The following is a 16,623-nucleotide window of genomic DNA, read 5'->3' on the forward strand; positions in this document are numbered from 1 at the left end:
GCCCCCGCCGTCACCGACGCCGTCCGTGCTCGTCCGTCCCACGGAGGGCAGCGACGGAGGTGCCGGGAACGACGGAGGAACGCAGCAGTAGCCGGATCGGTCCCGGTCGCGACGGGTGAACGACTCACCCGCCGCGACCGGCGTCGTGCCTAGCGCACCCGGCCGTAGATGTTCGGGTTGTAGGCGCTGAAGCTGGAGATGCGGACGTTCCTGCCCGGGCGGGGGGCCTCCAGGTACTGGCCGTTGCCGAGGTAGATCGCCACGTGGTGGATCCCGGACGCCGAGCCGTTCGAGGACCAGAACACCAGGTCGCCGCGGCGCAGGTCGGAGCGGGAGATCGGGGTGGTGGCCCGGTACTGGTCGGAGGCGACGCGGGGGAGGGACATCCCGGCGCTGCGGTAGGCGGCCTGGATCAGGCCTGAGCAGTCCCAGCCGTTGGGGCCGTTGCCGCCCCAGACGTACGGGTCGCCGAGCTGAGCGTTGGCGAAGGAGATGGCGCCCTCGGTGCCCTGCCGCACCGGGGTCCCGGAGCCGGTTGAACCGGAGGAGCCGGAAGAGCCCGAGGAGCCGGAGCCGCCGGTCGAGCCTCCCGAACGGCCCGCGTTGCGCTCGTACTTGTCGCGGTGGCTCGTCCAACGCCACCGGCCGGTGGCGTCCTTGTACCAGTAGACGCGGTCGGTGGCGTCCCAGCCCGCGCGGCCGCGGAACGTCGGCTCGGAGGTCCGTACCGTCGACGCCGAGCCGGCCGAGGCGGTGGAGCCCTTGCCCGACCCGCCCGATCGGCCGGTCTTCGCCAGGTACTTGTCGTGGTGCGAGGTCCAGCGCCACCAGCCGGTCTCGTCCTTGTACCAGTACTTCGAGCCGTCCCAGCCCGCGTGGGCAGGGGCCGGCTCGGCCGACGCGGTGCCCGCGCCGGCGCCCATCAGGAGGGTCGCGCCGATGGCGGCGACCACGGCCCCGCGCAGCGTGCAGCGGCGGCGGGCGGCGGAGGCCGTCACCGCCGTCGTACCGCCGGCGCAGCCGGTGCAGTCACAGCTGTCGGGTATTTCTTCGGTGAACTCGGGCGTGCGCATGCATGATTCCTTTTCCATCGGGGGTGTGTTGCTCAGCGGGCGTCGGCGGCAGGGCCGCGCGCCGTGTAGAAGGCCACGGTCAAGTCCTTGACCAGGGCCTTGCGTTCGTAGTCGTCCAGGCCCACGAGCCCGCGGTCGGACATCCGGTGGACGGTGTCGTCGACCGCGTCGAGGACGGAGGTGAGGACGGTGTCGCGGTGGCGGGCGTCGATCGCCGCGATCCGGCGGCGCTGCATCGCGGCGGCGACCTCCGGGGCGTACTCGACGTGCAGCGGCCGCGCGGAGAACACCTCGATGCCGACGGCCCGGCAATCGGCGGCGAGCAGCCGGGTCAGCTCCTCGCCGACGGCTTCGGTGTCGCGCAGGGTCTCCGGCTCGGCGCCGTCCGCCGGGCGGAAGGAGTCGGCCGGCATCCGCGAGAGCACCCGGGCGGTCGCGCACTCCACCTGTCCGCGCAGGTAGGAGGCGTGGTCGTCGACGGCGAGCAGTGCGCGGGCGGTGTCCTTGACCCGCCAGACGACGAGGACCACGGAGCGCAGGGCGGTGCCCTCGGAGTCCATGACGGACAGCGGCTCACTGCGCCAGTGCCGCAGCCGTACGTCGACCCGCGCGTGCCGCCGCAGCGGGCTGGACCAGAGGAGTCCGGTACGGCGGATCGTGCCGCGGTAGCGGCCGAAGAGGGTCAGCGCCCACGCGTGCCCGGTGCGGCCGCGGCGCAGCCCGCCGAGGGCGAGGAGGGCGACGGCGGCGCAGGCCAGGAGCGCGGCGAGCGGCCAGGCCTCGGAGGGGGTGGTGGTGAGGCGGAGGTCCTCGTGGCGCGCCAGGGCCGCGGCGCCGCCCGCGGCGAGCATTGCGGCCGCCAGGGCCCACCAGCCGGAACAGACCCGGGCGGGGCGCTCGGCGAGCTCGGCGTCGAGGACGGGCGGCAGGGTCCGTGCGCGGGCCGTGGCCGGGTCGGCGGAGGCAGGTGAGGCCGGGGAGGCCGGGGAGGCGGGAAAGGCCGGGCTGGGTCGGCCGGGGAAGGCGGGAGACGCCGGGGAGGCCGGGGGCGCCGGGGAGGCCGGGCCGGATCGGCCGGGGAAGGCCGGAGACGCCGGGGAGGCCGGGCCGGGCCGGGGTATGGCGCCGTCGGCCGCAGGTTGCCGGAGGGTGTCCGGGCCGTCGCGATCGCTGTCGGCGGGGGCCGGCTGCTCGTCGCGGAACAGCGGGGCCATGACGATCGGGTCCCGGTAGGGCCGGACGACCACACCGCGCGAGGCGGCGAGTGCGACGGGTATCCGCCCGGGCTCCGAGCCCTCGTCGGCCGCCGTCTCCCCGTCGTGTTTCCCCTCGCACTCCACTTCCTCGCCCGGCCCTCCGGTCGTCTTCGCCGCTTGCGACAAACCACACCCCACACAGCCATGGGCCCCAACGGCCCCGTGTCGGAGGGCCATTGACGCCGCAATAGATGATCAAGAACTGATTGATCTTCGCGGAATCGTACAAGCGAGACATACGGGAAAGGTCCCGACAGGCCGGGACTTTGGTCCTTTTTCATGTCGATATGACCGGACGACTGGAGGGTGAGACCCTGGCTGCATGGCCCAGAGGGGAAGGAACCCCGAGGTCGACTGGCCCGCGCGGCCGGACACGAGCCTTGCGCTCAACCGCATGGGCACCTTCGACTGGGACCTCGACAGCGGTCGGATGCACCTCGATCCCACCGCGCTGGAGGTCCTCGACCTGCGCCCGGACGAGTTCACCGGGACCCCCGCCGGACTGCGCTCGCGCATCCCGCCGGCCGAGGAGGCCCGGCTCGACGCCCGCGTCGCGCAGGCGCTCAAGGACGGCCGCAGCCACTACGGGGCGTACGTGCGCAGCCGCCACCGGGACGGATCACCGGCCTGGACCCACATCCAGGGGCACATCCTGCGGGATCCGAGCGGCCGCCCCTACCGCATCATCGGCATCCTGCGCGACGCCGCCCACGACCCCGGCGAGCCCGGCGCGGCCGGGGAGCAGGCCGAGGGACGGCGCCGCATGACCGGGGTCGTCGAGCGGACCACCGCGATCCTCGCCCACGCCCGCACCGTCAACGACGTGACCGACGTCCTCAAGGACCCCGAGGCCCTCGGGCACCTCGGCGCGGTCAGCGTGATGCTCGGCGTCGTCGACGGCGGCCGCATCCACCTCGTCGCGGAGGGGCAGCTGGGCTCGTACGTGCCCGAGATCGAGTACACGCGGATCGACGCGGAGCTGCCGATGAGCGAGGCCGTACGCAGCATGCAGCCGGTCTACCTGGCCGCGCGGGAGGAGTTCCGGCGCCGCTACCCGCAGCTGTGGCCGTACATCGAGCCGCTGTCCGTGCGCAGTGGGGTCTACCTGCCGCTGATCGCCCAGGGCAGGGTCATCGGCGCGCTCGGACTGCTCTACACGCGCGAGGGCGAATTCACCGCCGAGGAGCGGAACCTGCTCATGGCGCTCGGCAGCGGGATCGCCCAGAGCCTCCAGCGGGCCATCCTCTTCGAGCAGGAGCACGACCTGGCGGAGGGCCTCCAACGGGCCATGCTGCCCCGCCGGATCCCCGAGGTGCCGGGCGCGCTGATCGCCGTGCGGTACCGGTCCGCGCGGATGGGGCGGGACATCGGCGGCGACTGGTACGACGTGATCCCGCTCGGCGAGGGCCGGGTCGGGGTGATGATCGGCGACGTGGAGGGGCACGACACGGACGCCGCCGCCGTCATGGGCCAGCTGCGCATCGTGCTCCGCGCGTACATCGTCGAGGGGCACACCCCGGGCACCGCGATGTCCCGGGCCTCGGCCTTCCTGCGGGAGCTTGCCACGGAGCGCTTCGCCACCTGCACCTACGTCGAAGTGGACCTCACCACGGGCATGCTCCGGATGGTCCGCGCCGGCCACCTCGACCCGATCGTCCGGCGCGGCGACGGCAGCTGCCACCGCATCCAGGTGGCGGGCGGACTTCCGCTCGGACTGCCCCCGCGCGAGCAGGAGGGGAGCGGCTCCGGCTACCCCGTCACCAGCCTCGAACTGCACCCGGGCGACACGCTGCTGCTGTGCACGGACGGCCTGATCGAACGGCCTGGCGCGGACCCCGACAGCGGGATGCGGGAGCTGATGGCGGCGGTCCACGGCGGCCCCGTCGACGTGGAGGAACTCGCCGACGTGCTGTGCGACCTCGTCGGGGACTCGGGCGGCGGGGACGACATGGCCCTGCTCCTGCTGCGCCGCCGCGGCACGCCCGCGCCGCGCGGCGGCGGCCCGCTGCGCCACCGGCTGGAACCGGGCGACACGGAGGCCCCGGCGATGGCCCGCCACCTGATCCGGGCGGCGGCGGCCGCGTGGGGCGCGCGGGACCGGGCCGACGAGATCGAACTGGCCGCGGACGAGTTGATGACGAACGCCCTCGTCCACACGGACGGCGGCGGTCACGTCAGCATGAGGCTCACGGCGGACGGCCGGATCCGGATCGAGGTCGAGGACTCCAGCAGCGCCCTGCCGAGGCGCCGCGAGGCGGGGGACTGGGAGGTGTCCGGGCGCGGCCTGATGCTGGTGGACCGGCTCTCGGACCAGTGGGGCGTGGAGCCTCGGGGCGGCGGGAAGTGCGTGTGGTGCGAGTTTGCGGTGGCAGGGTGAGGCAGGGCCGGGCCGGGCAGGGCCGGGGCCGGCCCGGCGGGGGTGGGGTCGGGGGTTGCCGGCCCGGCCGTGGCCGGGCGCGCGCCGGGGCGTCTCCTCGGGCGTCGAACGTGGCGAGGGGTCGGTGGGCCGAGTGTGGTTGCGTTCGACGCCCTGCGGGGACGCCCCACCGCACACCCGGCCCCGTCCGGACCGGCGGGCACCGGTCTGAACTGGGGGAAACGGTTTAGACGGAGGCGTACGGGCCCTGGGCGGCCTTGGTGTTCTGCATGGCCGTGAGCTTGCGGACGAAGACGATGGCGAGTACCGCGGCGGCCACCATGAGGAGGTCGGAGACGAAACCGACCGATGAGGCGGTCTGCAGGGCCTCGGGGGTCTCGGCCTTCTTGTACAGCTGGGCGAAGATCCGGTCGGAGATCGCCGCGAGGACCCAGACCACCCACCAGCTCACGACCGGCGCGGTGGAGACGCGGCGGTGGGAGCCGTCCGGTGCCAGCTGGGTGCTGGCCGCCCAGATGTCCACCGCGGTGCGGAACGGGAAGAACAGGTTGGCGAGGGGGATGAACCAGCCGCCGATGGCCCAGCCGCGGGTCTGGGTGAAGCCGTCGTGGCGGAAGATCTCGCCGTTGACGCGCACGCGGTAGAACCAGGTGATGAAGACGGCCGCCGTGCCGACCAAGGCCAGCAGCTGGAGGCTCCCGGCCACGCCGGTCAAGACGTCCGACAGGTCCAGCGAGCTGTCCGAGACCTTGTCGGGGTCCGCGATCAGGTCCGTCATCAGGGACCGGGCGAACAGGTTGGCGCCGGACGAGAAGAGGTTGACCGCCGCGGCGAGGCTCAGCAGGACCGTCAGCGCGGTCGCCAGGCCCTGCGGCGAGCGGAGCACGTCCACCGGCTGCAGCGGCGGCCCGGCGTACGGCGGCTGGCCGGGGTACGGGGCCTGGCCGGGGTACGGCTGTCCCTGGTAGGGCTGTGCCGGGTAAGGCTGGCCGGGATATGGCTGCCCGGCGCCGGGCTGCCCCGGGTAGGGGGCCGCTGCGTACGGCGGCTGAGCGGGCTGCTGCTGCGGCGGCGGTGAGCCGGGCGTGCTGAAGGACATGACGGTGTACCCCCCACGGGAACGTACGACATTGTGAATGGTGCCAACGGGCGGGCGCAGGCACCGCCGACGCAGACCCTACGGCAGAGGTACGTCAGAGGCGTACGAGAGTGACCTCGGTGGCCTTCACGCTGGTCCACACCTCGGCGCCGTCGACGATGCCCAGCTCCGCGGCGGCCTCCGGCGTGATCTCCGCGACCAGGTCGGGGGCCCCGTTCGAGGAGACCAGCACGCGCAGCCGGCTGCCGACCGCGGTGATCTCCCGTACGGTGCCCGGCCAGACGTTGCGGGGGCTGCCGCTCGGCTGCTTCCGGTGGACCGAGACCGCCTCCGGGGCGATGATCGCGAGTGCCCGCGCCCCTTCCGGAAGCCGCTCGGCGACGACCAGTCGCCCGCCCGCCGCGAGGGCCAGCCCGTCGGCCGAGGCCGTGCCGGGCCAGGCGTTGCGGCCCAGCATGCGGGCCACCCACGGGGAGCGCGGGTGCCGGGTCACCTCGGCGGGAGCCGCGTCCTGCAGGGCGCGTCCGTCGGCGAGTACGAGGACCCGGTCGGCCAGGGACACCGCCTCGACGGGATCGTGCGTGACGATGAGGCAGACCCCGCCGAAGCCGGCCAGGTGCCTGCGCAGGGTGTGCCGCACGTGCGCCCGCGTCGTCTGGTCGAGGGCGGCCAGCGGTTCGTCGAGCAGCAGCAGCCGGGGCCGGGCGGCCAGGGCGCGGGCCAGTGCCACCCGCTGGGCCTGGCCGCCGGACAACTGGGCGGGCCTGCGCCGGGAGAGGTGGCCGACGCCGAGCCGGTCCAGCCAGGCCTGCGCCTCGCGGCGGGCCTCGGTGCGGGTCACGCCGTGGGCGCGCAGCCCGTAGGCGGTGTTGGCGAGGGCGTTCAGGTGCGGGAACAGGGCGCCGTCCTGCGGGACCCAGGCCACCTGCCGCTTGTGCGGGGGGAGCGCGCTGACGTCGGTGTCGCCGAGCCGCAGGTCGGCGTGGGCGCGGGGGGTGAGGCCGAGCAGGGCGCGCAGCAGGGTGGTCTTGCCGGCGCCGTTCTCGCCGACGACGGCGATGGTGGTGCCGGGCTCGGCGTCGAGGGTGAGCTCGTTGAAACCGGTGACGGTGGCGTGCAGCGGCCAGTGGCCGTCGGACGGGACAGCGGCCGGTTCCGCCTCCGGCGCCTCGGCCGGCATCGAGCCCGCTGCCGGGGCGGGCGGCTCGTCGACCACCACCGGCGGCTCCGAGGCCGTGCTCGGAGTGCCCGTCCAGCGGCCTCGCAGGGCGACGAGCACGGCCATGGCGATGACGAGGAGCAGCAGCGAGACGGAGGTGGCGGCCTCGGGATGGTCCTGGAGCAGCAGGTAGACCTGGAGCGGCAGGGTCTGCGTGGTGCCGGGCAGGTTCCCGGCGAAGGTGATGGTCGCGCCGAACTCGCCGAGCGCCCGCGCCCACGTGAGGGCGGCGCCCGCGATCAGGCCGGGGGCCACCATCGGCAGGGTCACGGTGAAGAACACGCGGACCGGCGAAGCGCCGAGGGAGGCGGCGGTCTCCTCGTAACTCTGCTTGAGACCGCCGAGCGCGCCCTCCAGGCTGATCACCAGGAACGGCATCGCGACGAAGGTGGCCGCGACCACCGCGCCCGAGGTGTGGAAGGGCAGGGTGATCCCGAAGGTGTCCTCCAGCCAGGGGCCCATCACCCCGCGCCGGCCGAAGCCGAGCAGCAGGGCCACACCGCCGACGGTCGGCGGCAGCACCATCGGGAGCAGGACCAGCGAGCGGACCAGGGCCTTGCCCTTGAACTCCACGCGGGCCAGCAGCCAGGCCAGCGGCACGCCGAGCAGCAGCGAGAACCCGAGGGCCCAGAACGACACCACCAGCGACAGCCGCAGGGCCTCGACCACGCCGGGGCTGGAGAGGTGGGCGCCGAGCTCGCCCCACTGCGTGCGGGTGAGGATGCCGATCAGCGGCAGCAGCAGGAACGCGATGGCGAGCATCGCGGGCAGCGCCAGGGCCACGGGGGGCCGGGTGCGGGTACGGAGTCTGCTCATCAGGGTTCCTGGCTGGGGCGGGCGGCGGCCGGCGGCTGCCGTGGGAAGCGTACGCGGCGACCCGCGCGGGCGGCCTTCGTACGGCCGGGAGGTCCGGGCACGCGGCCGGGAGCGCCGCGCACGCCGAGAGGGACTGCCCGTCCCCCCGGACCGGACAGTCCCTCTCGGCAGCCGCGGCGCGCGGCTCCGGCTACGGCTTCTGGAAGCCCGCGTCCTGGAGGATCTTCTGCGCCTCGGGGGTGCTCAGCCAGGCCACGAACGCGGCGGCGGCCTCGGCGTTCTTGGACCCCTTCAGCGTGGCGACCGGGTAGGAGGCGACCACGTTCTGCTCGTCCGGAATGTCCACGGCGACGACCTTGTCGCCGGACTTGGCGGAGTCGGTCTTGTAGACGAGACCCGCGTCGGCCTCGCCCAGCTCGACCTTGCTCAGCACGGCACGGACGTTCGGCTCCTGGGAAACCGGCTTCACCTCGATCTTCTGGGCGTCGAGGATCTGCTTGCTGTACTTGCCGACCGGGACCTCGGGCGCGGCGAGCACGACCTTGATCTTGGTGTCGGCCAGGTCCTTGAGCGCGCCGATCTTGAACGGGTTGTCCTTGCCCGCGACGATGACCAGGCGGTTCTTGGCGATGATGGTGGAATCGCCGGTCTCGGCCTTGAGGCCGTCCATGGTCTTGGTGTCGGCGGTCGCCAGCGCGTCGGCCGGGGCGCCCTGCTTGACCTGGGCGGCGAGCTCCTGCGAACCGGCGAAGGAGAAGGTGATCTTCGTGCCCGGGTTGGCCTTCTCGTACGCGGCGCCGGCCGCCTTGAAGACGTCGGTGAGGGAGGAGGCTGCGAGAACGGTGAGGTTCGCGGCCTTGGGCGCGGCGGAGGCGCCGGCGCCGGACGCGCTCTTCTTCCCGTCGGCGCTGTTGCCGCAGGCGGCCAGCGGGACGAGCAGGGCGGCGGTCAGCGCGGCGGAGGCGGCACGACGGCGGGCGGGGGTGGAGATCGGGGACATGAGCGGTTGCTCCTCGGTCGGTCAGATGCGGTCGATGTGCACGCTGGTGGACTTCACGCGGGCGGTAGCCCGCATTCCGACCTCCAGCCCCAGCTCCTCCACGGCCTCACGGGTGAGGAGGGAGACCAGACGGTGGGGACCCGCCTGGATCTCGACCTGGGCGGCCACGTCGCCGAGCCGGACGGCCGTGACGATGCCGGGAAAGGCGTTGCGTGCCGAGGTGTACGGCTCCTCGTCCTCGACGTGGGCACCCTGGCCCACTTCGATGGAGAAGGCGGCCAGGTCGCGGCCGTTGATCAGTCGACGGCCGGTCTCGTCGCGATGGGTCGTGACCCGGCCGGCGTCGGCCCAGCGGCGCGCGGTGTCCGGGCTGACGCCCAGCAGGCGTGCCGCCTGTCCGATGGTGTAGGACTGCATGTGCGACAAGGTAGGGGCATGTGGCGCGCATTTGCAATCCAGCCAGGATGAAATGCCTGGTAGCTGCAATCCCTCTTGTCGCATCCGCCAAAAGTCGTTCCGCCCCGACCCGTCCGCCTCGCTAGAGTCGGGGCATGGCTGAAGAGGTATCGCGAACCGACACGGGCACAGTGCGGGTCGACGCGTGGATCTGGTCCGTGCGCCTGACGAAGACCCGCTCGATCGCGGCGACCGCCTGCAGGGCGGGCCACGTGAAGGTCAACGGGGAGCGCGCCAAGCCGGCGCAGTCGGTGCGCGCGGGTGACGAGGTGCGGCTCTACCACGCGGGGCGGGAGCGGATCGTGGTGGTCCGGCGGCCCGTGTCCAAGCGGGTCGGCCCGCCCGTCGCGGCGGAGTGCTTCATCGACAACAGCCCGCCGCCGCCGACCCCGGTCGAGGCCGCGGTGGTGGGCATCCGCGACCGTGGCGCGGGCCGCCCGACGAAGCGCGAACGCCGCGAGATCGAATCCCTGCGCGGCAGGCCTTAGGCGGCTCCGGCCTCGCCCCGACAGCCTGCCCCTACGGGGACGAGCGCTCCGACATCATCTGTTCGACCCCGTCCAGCTCCCAGGTGCACCGGGGGCCGGTCGGGACGAGGTGCGGCTGGCGCACCATGATCCGGAAGGGGTGCGCCGGTTCCTCGGGGAGGACGCCCTCCAGCACCGTGGTCCCCGGTTCGTGCTCCTTGCGGTAGGCGATGACCTTGCCGTCGACGAGGAGCTCGATCTCGCCCGTCCTGCCGGGACCGACGTTCACGGTGATGGAGTGGTCCCCGTGGTCCACGTGGAAGTGGTGGCTGCGGTACATGGGCACCTCCACGGGGTCGCGACAGCCTCGGAGACGCGGTGGCCGCCGTGCATCACTCGGCTCCCACCATTGTGGGCTCGTACGGCGTACCCGCGCGCGGGGGCGTCAAACGGAGGAGCCGTCCCGCTCCGGCGGTCAGCCGGCGCTGCGCGGGAAGAACCGGACGGGAACGTCCGCCGTGTACGCGTTCTCGCCGGCGGGCAGGCAGTTGTCCTCGCGGACGGTGCCCAGCCCGTCGCAGTGTTCCGCGCTGAGCCGCAGGAACACGGTCGACGTGTGCGGGCCGACGCTCAGGGGGTGCAGCACGTCCGAGGCGAACATCGCGTAGATGACCCCGTCCTGTTCTTGGAGCAGGCGGATGGTCTCCGGGCCGAAGGAATAGGTCCGCTCGCGGCGCGTGCCGATGTCGTTGACGATCCGGCCGCCCAGGAACTTCGAGCGGAAGTCGTCCATCGGGTTCTGCTCCGAGGTGTAGCCGGGCGGGTACACGGCACCCGCGGAGCCGGTCGCCGTGCCCCAGCTCGGAAACGAACGCACCCATCGCTCGCCGGCGAAGGCCTCGCGGCAGGCGGGCGGGCCGATGATGCGCTCCCGGATGCCCAGGGCCGTGTTGAGGTTGGTGCCGTCGGGAGCCAGACAGTTGTGGTCCCGCGGCGGAACCACCCGCGCCTGCGTCTGCGCCTGCGCGGTGGCGCCACCCGCCGCGGCGAGCATCGCTGCCAGGACCGCGGACACCACGGCCGAGCGGATCCGAGTGGATCTCATGGGCTGCAACCTTTCGGGTCTTCGTCGAAGGCCGCACCCGCCGCTCTTCCCGGCACCCGCGGCCCCGTTCACGAGCCGAGCATGACCCGGGGGCCCGGGGAGTCCGCCGCCGGACACACCCGCCGTCCGCCACGTGGCCGCACGACGGCCGCCGCACTCACCCGGGCGGCGTGACCAGGCCGAACTCGTAAGCGAGGATCACCAGGTGCACGCGGTCGCGGGCGTCGAGCTTCGTGAACAGCCGGGCCACGTGCGCCTTGGCGGTGGCCACGCTGATGCAGAGTTCCCCGGCGATCTCCGTGTTGGACAGCCCGCGGCCCACCAGGGTCAGCACCTCGCGCTCCCGGTCCGTGATTCCGCCGGCCCCCGGGTGCCGTGGTCCGGGGGCCGGCTCGGGCCGCGCGGCGAACTCCCCGATGAGTCGGCGGGTGACGCTCGGCGCGATGAGGGCGTCCCCGGCGGCGAGGACCCGGATCCCGTCGAGGATGGTCTCCAACGGCATGTCCTTCACGAGGAAGCCGCTCGCACCGGCGCGCAGCGCCCCGTACACGTACGCGTCGTCGTCGAACGTGGTCAGGACGAGGACGAGGGTCCTCGACTCCGGATCCGCGTTGATCCGGCGCGTGGCCTCGATGCCGTCCGTACCGGGCATGCGGATGTCCATGATGGCGACGTCCGGCCGCAGCCGCCGGACCAGCTCCACCGCCTCCTCGCCGTCCCCGGCCTCACCGACCACCTCCAGACCGGGGGTGTCGGCGATGAGGACGCGCAGGCCGGTACGGATCAGCGGCTGGTCGTCGACCAGTACGACCCGGATCATCGGGCCGCCTCCGCGGGGACCGGCAGCCGCGCCGCCACGCGGAACCCGCCGTCCGGGCGCGGACCGGCGCTGAACTCCCCGTGCAGCAGGGTCACCCGCTCCCGCATGCCGGCGATCCCGAAGCCGGCGCCCTGGTTCGAGGACGCGGACGGGGCGGCGGCGCCGCGTCCGAGGTCGACTATGTCCACGGCCAGTTCGTCCGCCCGGTGCTCGACCGTCACGGCGCACTCCCGGGTGCCGGAATGCCGCACCACGTTGGTGACCGACTCCTGGATGATGCGGAAAGCCGCCAGGTCGATGTCGGAGGGCAGTTCGCGGCGCTCCCCCCGCCACCGGACCTCCACGCTCACCCCGGCCGCCGCCGTGTTCGAGACCAGCTTTCCGAGCGCGGCGAGCCCCGGGACCGGGTCCAGCGGCGCGGACTCCTGGTCTCCGCGCCGCAGCGCGCCGAGCATCCGCCGCAGACCGGCGAGGGTCTCCCGGCTGGTGGCCTCGATGGCTTCCAGCGCGCGCCGCGTCTCGGCGGGCTGCGTGTCCATGACCCGGCTGCCCATCCCCGCCTGGATGGCGATGATGCCGATGTTGTGGGCGACCATGTCGTGCAGTTCCCGGGCGATCCGCAGCCGTTCGGCGGTGACCGCCTGGTGCGTGGCCTGTGCGCGCACCGTGTCGGCGTGCGCCCGGCTCTGATGGACGGTGTTGCCGATCAGCCAGGCGATGGCGGTGGTCGCGGTCAGCAGGACCGGCGCCTCGGGGCTGGGGGAGTACTCCCGGGTCCACCGCCACAGCGTGTCCCCGGCCAGCACGGCGACCGGCAGTGCGGCGGCCAGGACCGAGATGCGGCGCGAGCGGGTCGCCGCGATGTAGCCGACGACCGCGTCGGCCAGCAGGAACAGGACGATCGGGGTCTCCCGCACCTCCATACCGAGGGAGAACACCGCGCCCGCGAGCGCCACGGCCAGGGCCGCCAGCGGCGCCCGCAGCAGCAGGAACGCGCCCAGAGTCGTGACGACGGCGGTGACCAGGAGCGGAGCGTCCTCGATGTTGCCGTGGTACCGCAGCAGTCGGCGCAGTTCGTCCGGTCGCTGGAAGCTGCGCATCAGGACGAGGGCCGACCAGAAGGACCCCACCCACACACCCGCCGGCAGGCGTTTGAGCAGGGGCGGACGGCGAGTTGCGATCATCCGACGATCGTAGCCAGGCGCCCCCGCCCCGGCATCGGCCCACGGGATTAAGCCCCTGGGCTACCGGCGGACGGCGCGGGTGTGGACCGCCGGCCGATGCCCGCCGGGCCCCTCACCGGCACCGTTGACCCATGATCGAATCGATTCGGCTGACCAAGCGGTACGGCGACACCGTCGCCGTCGACGAGCTGACCTTCACGGCGGAACCCGGCAAGGTCACCGGCTTCCTCGGCCCCAACGGCGCCGGCAAGTCCACCACGCTGCGGATGATCCTGGGCCTGAACGCCCCCACCGGCGGGTCCGTCACGGTGAACGGCGTGCCCTTCTCCTCCCGTCCGCGCGGTCTGCGGCACGTCGGCGCGCTGCTGGACGCCCAGGACGTCCACGGCGGCCGCAGCGCGCATGCGCACCTGTCGGCGCTGGCCCGCGGCAACCGGGTCCCGCCGTCCCGCGTCGACGCGGTCCTGGAGGAGGTCGGTCTGGCGAAGGCGGCGCGGCGCCGGATCGGCGGATTCTCCCTCGGGATGAAGCAGCGCCTCGGCATCGCGGGAGCGCTGCTGGGGGATCCGCCGGTGCTGCTCTTCGACGAGCCGCTGAACGGCCTCGATCCCGAGGGCGTGCTGTGGGTGCGCGGCCTGTTCCGCAGGCTTGCCGACGAGGGCCGCACCGTGTTCGTCTCCAGCCACATGATGGCCGAGATGGAGGCCACGGCCGACCACCTCGTCGTCATCGGCCGGGGCCGGCTGATCGCCGACCAGAGCCTCCGGGAGTTCTCCGCCCGCAACGCCTCGCGGGCCGTCCTCGTCCACACCCCCGACCTGGCGGCGCTCGATGCCGTACTGCGCGCCGAAGGCGCCTCGGTGTGCGGGGAAGGCGATGCGCGGGCCCGGGTCACGGGCCTGAGCGCGGCCCGGATCGGCGAGCTCGCCCACCGGCACGGCATCGTGCTCCACGAACTTGCCACCCGCACCTCGTCCCTGGAATCGGCGTTCATGGCCCTCACCGCCGACAGCGTCGACTACCTTGCAGGAGAAGCACAATGACGGACACTCAGGTCAGGCCCGAACCGGTGGACCGGTCCCGGTTCGGCGACCTGCTCGCCGCCGAGTGGATCAAGATGCGTTCGCTCAGGTCGACGTACTGGGTGCTCGTCCTCAGCGCCGTCGTCGCCATCGCGATCAATGTGAACACCGTCTACGCGGACCTGCCGTACATCGATCAGCCGCCGCCCCCGGGGCACGACATGCCGCCCTTCACGTACGACCCGCTCCACCGCGGTCTGAACGACATCGCCGCCACCCTCATGGCGCTGGCCGCGGCCGCGTTCGGCGCCATCACGGTCTTCGGCGAGTACACCACCGGAATGATCCGCACCACGCTCGCCGCCGTTCCCGACCGGCGGGCGGTGGTCATGGCCAAGGTGGTGCTCGTCGCGGGGATCACTCTCCTCCTCGGTGCGACCGTCTCGGTCACCTCCTTCTTCGCCACCAACGCGCTGCTGGCCCCCCGCCCCGTCGGGCTCTCGATCCAGGACCCGGGCTGCCTGCGGGCCGTCGCCGCGTACGCGCTGGTCGTCCCGGTCTGCGCGCTCGTCGGGCTGGCGTTCGGCGCCGTACTGCGCCATGCCACGGCCTCGATCGTCGGCGTGGTGGGGCTGCTCTTCATCGTGCCCATGCTCTTCGGCGGCGACCGGTACCGCTTCCTGAGGGAGATCGGCAACCACCTGCCGATGGCCGCGCGCTCCCGGCTGGGGCTGAACCCCGAATCCATGACGACCCTGGGCGCCCATCCGGGGACGATCGCGGGCTCCTGGATCGCGCTGGCGGCCTGGGCGCTGGTCTCGGTGGCCGTCGCCGTGACCGTCGTACGGCGCCGGGACGTGTAGGCCGCGTACGGGCGGGGCTGGACCACGTACGGGCGGGGCCGCCGCCGGGGTCCCGGCAGCGGCCCCGCCCGGCGGGCGCCGGGTCAGCCGGTGAAGCCGGCCGTGAGCGAGGTGAACTGCCAGTCGCTCTGCGCGATGCCGGAGCAGGTCTCCTGCAGGCCGCCGCCGGGGCAGCCCCGGTCGCGGTTCACGGACCAGAAGGCGAGGCGGGCGATGTGGTGGGAGTTGGCCCAGTCGCGGATGTCGGTCCAGTTCTGGACGGTCGTGGTCTCCTGGGTGTCGCTGATGCCGTTCATGCCCGAGATGCCGATGTGCGCGTAGGCGGTGGCGTCGTCCCAGCCGAAGGTGGACTTCAGCTTCGCCTTGAGGCCCTCGGTCGCGCTGACGGTGCTCGCGTACATGTCGGTCGAGGCGTTGCCGAAGTCGAACGGCATGATCGTGAAGACGTCGATGTCCGCTCCCAGCGCCTTCGCCTGGTCGATCAGCCGGTTGCCCCACGAGGTCGGGCCGGTGGTGCTGGTGCCGAAGGTCAGGATGGTCTTCAGGCCGGGGTTGTTCTGCTTGACGATCTTGAGTGCGCCGAGGATGCGGTCCTGGACCACGGCGTTCTCGAACTCGTCGGTGTTCTCGATGTCCACGTCGATGGCCTTGAGCCCGTAGGCGTCGATGACCTGCTGGTAGGCGCCGGCCAGGGCCTCGGGGGTCGCGCAGTTGGGGCCGAGCTTGTTGCCCTGCCAGCCGCCGACGGAGGGGACGATGTCGCCGCCCGCGGCACGGATCGAGGCGATGGTGCTCTGGTCCACGCCGCCGGTCAGCGGCCGCTGGCCGTCCCAGGACGGGTTGCAGCCGCCGGAGGAGAGGATGAACGCCATCGTGAACCACTTGGTCCCGGTCGCGTTCATCACGGTGGTCGCGCTCGGCGGGTTGCCCCAGCCGAGGTAGAGGTAGGGCGCGGCCTGCTTGAAACCGGTGGGTGCCGTCCCGTTGTCGGTGGTGACGGGCACGCCGGCGGAGGTGGCCGAGGTGTTGCCCGCGAGGTCGCGGGCCCGGACGGTGAACGTGTAACTCGTGGCGGGAGACAGGCCGGTGACGGTCACGCCGGTGCCGGTGGCCGTGGTGACCAACGCGCCGCCCTGGTAGACGTCGTAGGCCGTGACGCCGACGTCGTCGGTGGATGCGGTCCAGGCGAGCGAGGCGCTGGTGGAGGTCTTGCCGGTGGAGGCGAGCCCGGTGGGGACGGTGGGCGCCTGGGTGTCGGTGCCGCCGCCGGGGCCGTCGAGCGTGACGTCGTCGGCGTGGTAAGTGCCCTGCCCGTACCAGCCGTTGAGGTACACCTCGGCCGTGGTCTGGGAGGCGCCCGTGGTGAAGGTGAGGGTGAGCCGGGAGTAGGCGCCGGCCGAGCTCGTCCAGGTGGAGGGGCCGCCGGTGACTCCGAGGTACACGTAACTGCCGCGGACCCAGGCCGAGAGCGTGTACGTGGTGTTGGGGCGTACGGAGACGGACTGGGTGCACTTCGCGTTGTCGGAGGCGGTGGCCGCGCCGGCCAGCGCCCTGGTGCCGCCGTGCACGGGTGAGCCCACCACGGAGCCCAGACCCGCCGAACAGGACCAGCCGGCCGGGGTGCCGGCCGCCTCGAAGCCGCCGTTCGCGAGCAGATCGGCGCCGAACGCCGACCCGGGCACCGTCAGCACCGCGGCCGCGCCGAGCAGGGTGGCACCCAGGGCGCAGGCGAGGCGGGTGCGGGTGCGTGTGGGGGTACGCAAGGAAGTGCCTCCAGTGGGGTGGGGGGCGGCGGCAACACCATTGAGGGCGGCGGTAGTTGACGTCGTCGCCACCCGTGACCGGGAACCTAATCCTCCGGATGTG

Annotated in this window: 15 protein-coding genes; 4 read left to right on the forward strand and 11 right to left on the reverse strand. The window is 73.1% G+C overall.

All coding sequences use genetic code 11. The features are described from left to right. Positions 1-149: 149 nt before the first annotated feature. Positions 150-1,073: a C40 family peptidase gene (locus tag OG625_RS34250; protein ID WP_329388747.1), complete on the reverse strand. Its 924-nt coding sequence runs from the start codon at positions 1,071-1,073 to the stop codon at positions 150-152. A 32-nt stretch (positions 1,074-1,105) separates the two neighbouring features. Then, complete coding sequence (locus OG625_RS41475; protein ID WP_443067828.1) at positions 1,106-2,455, reverse strand: SPFH domain-containing protein; 1,350 nt, start codon at positions 2,453-2,455, stop codon at positions 1,106-1,108. A gap of 196 nt (positions 2,456-2,651) precedes the next feature. On the opposite strand from OG625_RS41475, the gene OG625_RS34260 reads away from it, so the two are divergent. Next, positions 2,652-4,706, forward strand: a complete 2,055-nt coding sequence (locus tag OG625_RS34260; RefSeq protein ID WP_329388749.1) for a SpoIIE family protein phosphatase — start codon at positions 2,652-2,654, stop codon at positions 4,704-4,706. 226 nt (positions 4,707-4,932) lie between these two features. On the opposite strand, the gene OG625_RS34265 is transcribed toward OG625_RS34260, so the two are convergent. The 4 genes from OG625_RS34265 to OG625_RS34280 form a co-directional block, all read right to left on the reverse strand. After that, the gene (locus OG625_RS34265; protein WP_329388751.1) at positions 4,933-5,805 is read right to left on the reverse strand and encodes a DUF4328 domain-containing protein; all 873 of its coding nucleotides are present in this window, start codon (positions 5,803-5,805) and stop codon (positions 4,933-4,935) included. Between the two features lie 94 nt (positions 5,806-5,899). Continuing rightward, complete coding sequence (locus tag OG625_RS34270; RefSeq protein WP_329388753.1) at positions 5,900-7,840, reverse strand: ABC transporter permease; 1,941 nt, start codon at positions 7,838-7,840, stop codon at positions 5,900-5,902. Positions 7,841-8,030: 190 nt separating this feature from the next. After that, positions 8,031-8,840, reverse strand: coding sequence for a molybdate ABC transporter substrate-binding protein (gene modA, locus OG625_RS34275; RefSeq protein ID WP_329388754.1), 810 nt, complete (start codon positions 8,838-8,840; stop codon positions 8,031-8,033). 21 nt (positions 8,841-8,861) lie between these two features. Further along, a complete protein-coding gene (locus OG625_RS34280; protein ID WP_329388756.1) occupies positions 8,862-9,257 on the reverse strand; it encodes a TOBE domain-containing protein in 396 nt (131 codons plus the stop codon). Positions 9,258-9,391: 134 nt separating this feature from the next. Between OG625_RS34280 and OG625_RS34285 the strand changes: the two genes are divergently transcribed. Then, positions 9,392-9,784: an RNA-binding S4 domain-containing protein gene (locus OG625_RS34285; protein WP_329388758.1), complete on the forward strand. Its 393-nt coding sequence runs from the start codon at positions 9,392-9,394 to the stop codon at positions 9,782-9,784. A 31-nt stretch (positions 9,785-9,815) separates the two neighbouring features. Here the strand turns inward: OG625_RS34285 and OG625_RS34290 are convergent, their stop codons facing one another. From OG625_RS34290 to OG625_RS34305, 4 genes are all read right to left on the reverse strand, one after another. Further along, the gene (locus tag OG625_RS34290; protein WP_329388760.1) at positions 9,816-10,103 is read right to left on the reverse strand and encodes a hypothetical protein; all 288 of its coding nucleotides are present in this window, start codon (positions 10,101-10,103) and stop codon (positions 9,816-9,818) included. A gap of 135 nt (positions 10,104-10,238) precedes the next feature. Next, entirely contained in the window at positions 10,239-10,868 is a 630-nt protein-coding gene (locus OG625_RS34295; protein ID WP_329388762.1) for a hypothetical protein, read from the reverse strand. 157 nt (positions 10,869-11,025) lie between these two features. Beyond that, complete coding sequence (locus OG625_RS34300) at positions 11,026-11,688, reverse strand: response regulator transcription factor (protein WP_329388764.1); 663 nt, start codon at positions 11,686-11,688, stop codon at positions 11,026-11,028. Continuing rightward, entirely contained in the window at positions 11,685-12,872 is a 1,188-nt protein-coding gene (locus tag OG625_RS34305; protein WP_329388765.1) for a sensor histidine kinase, read from the reverse strand. The genes OG625_RS34300 and OG625_RS34305 overlap by 4 nt, the downstream gene beginning before the upstream one ends. A gap of 131 nt (positions 12,873-13,003) precedes the next feature. On the opposite strand from OG625_RS34305, the gene OG625_RS34310 reads away from it, so the two are divergent. Both OG625_RS34310 and OG625_RS34315 read left to right on the forward strand, forming a co-directional pair. Next, positions 13,004-13,915, forward strand: coding sequence for an ABC transporter ATP-binding protein (locus OG625_RS34310; protein ID WP_329388767.1), 912 nt, complete (start codon positions 13,004-13,006; stop codon positions 13,913-13,915). Further along, positions 13,912-14,757: an ABC transporter permease subunit gene (locus tag OG625_RS34315; RefSeq protein WP_329388769.1), complete on the forward strand. Its 846-nt coding sequence runs from the start codon at positions 13,912-13,914 to the stop codon at positions 14,755-14,757. Before OG625_RS34310 ends, OG625_RS34315 begins: the two co-directional genes overlap by 4 nt. A gap of 83 nt (positions 14,758-14,840) precedes the next feature. On the opposite strand, the gene OG625_RS34320 is transcribed toward OG625_RS34315, so the two are convergent. Beyond that, positions 14,841-16,520: a carbohydrate binding domain-containing protein gene (locus tag OG625_RS34320; protein WP_443067829.1), complete on the reverse strand. Its 1,680-nt coding sequence runs from the start codon at positions 16,518-16,520 to the stop codon at positions 14,841-14,843. Between the last annotated feature and the right edge of the window lie 103 nt (positions 16,521-16,623).

This window comes from Streptomyces sp. NBC_01351 (assembly GCF_036237315.1).
GTDB lineage: Bacteria > Actinomycetota > Actinomycetes > Streptomycetales > Streptomycetaceae > Streptomyces.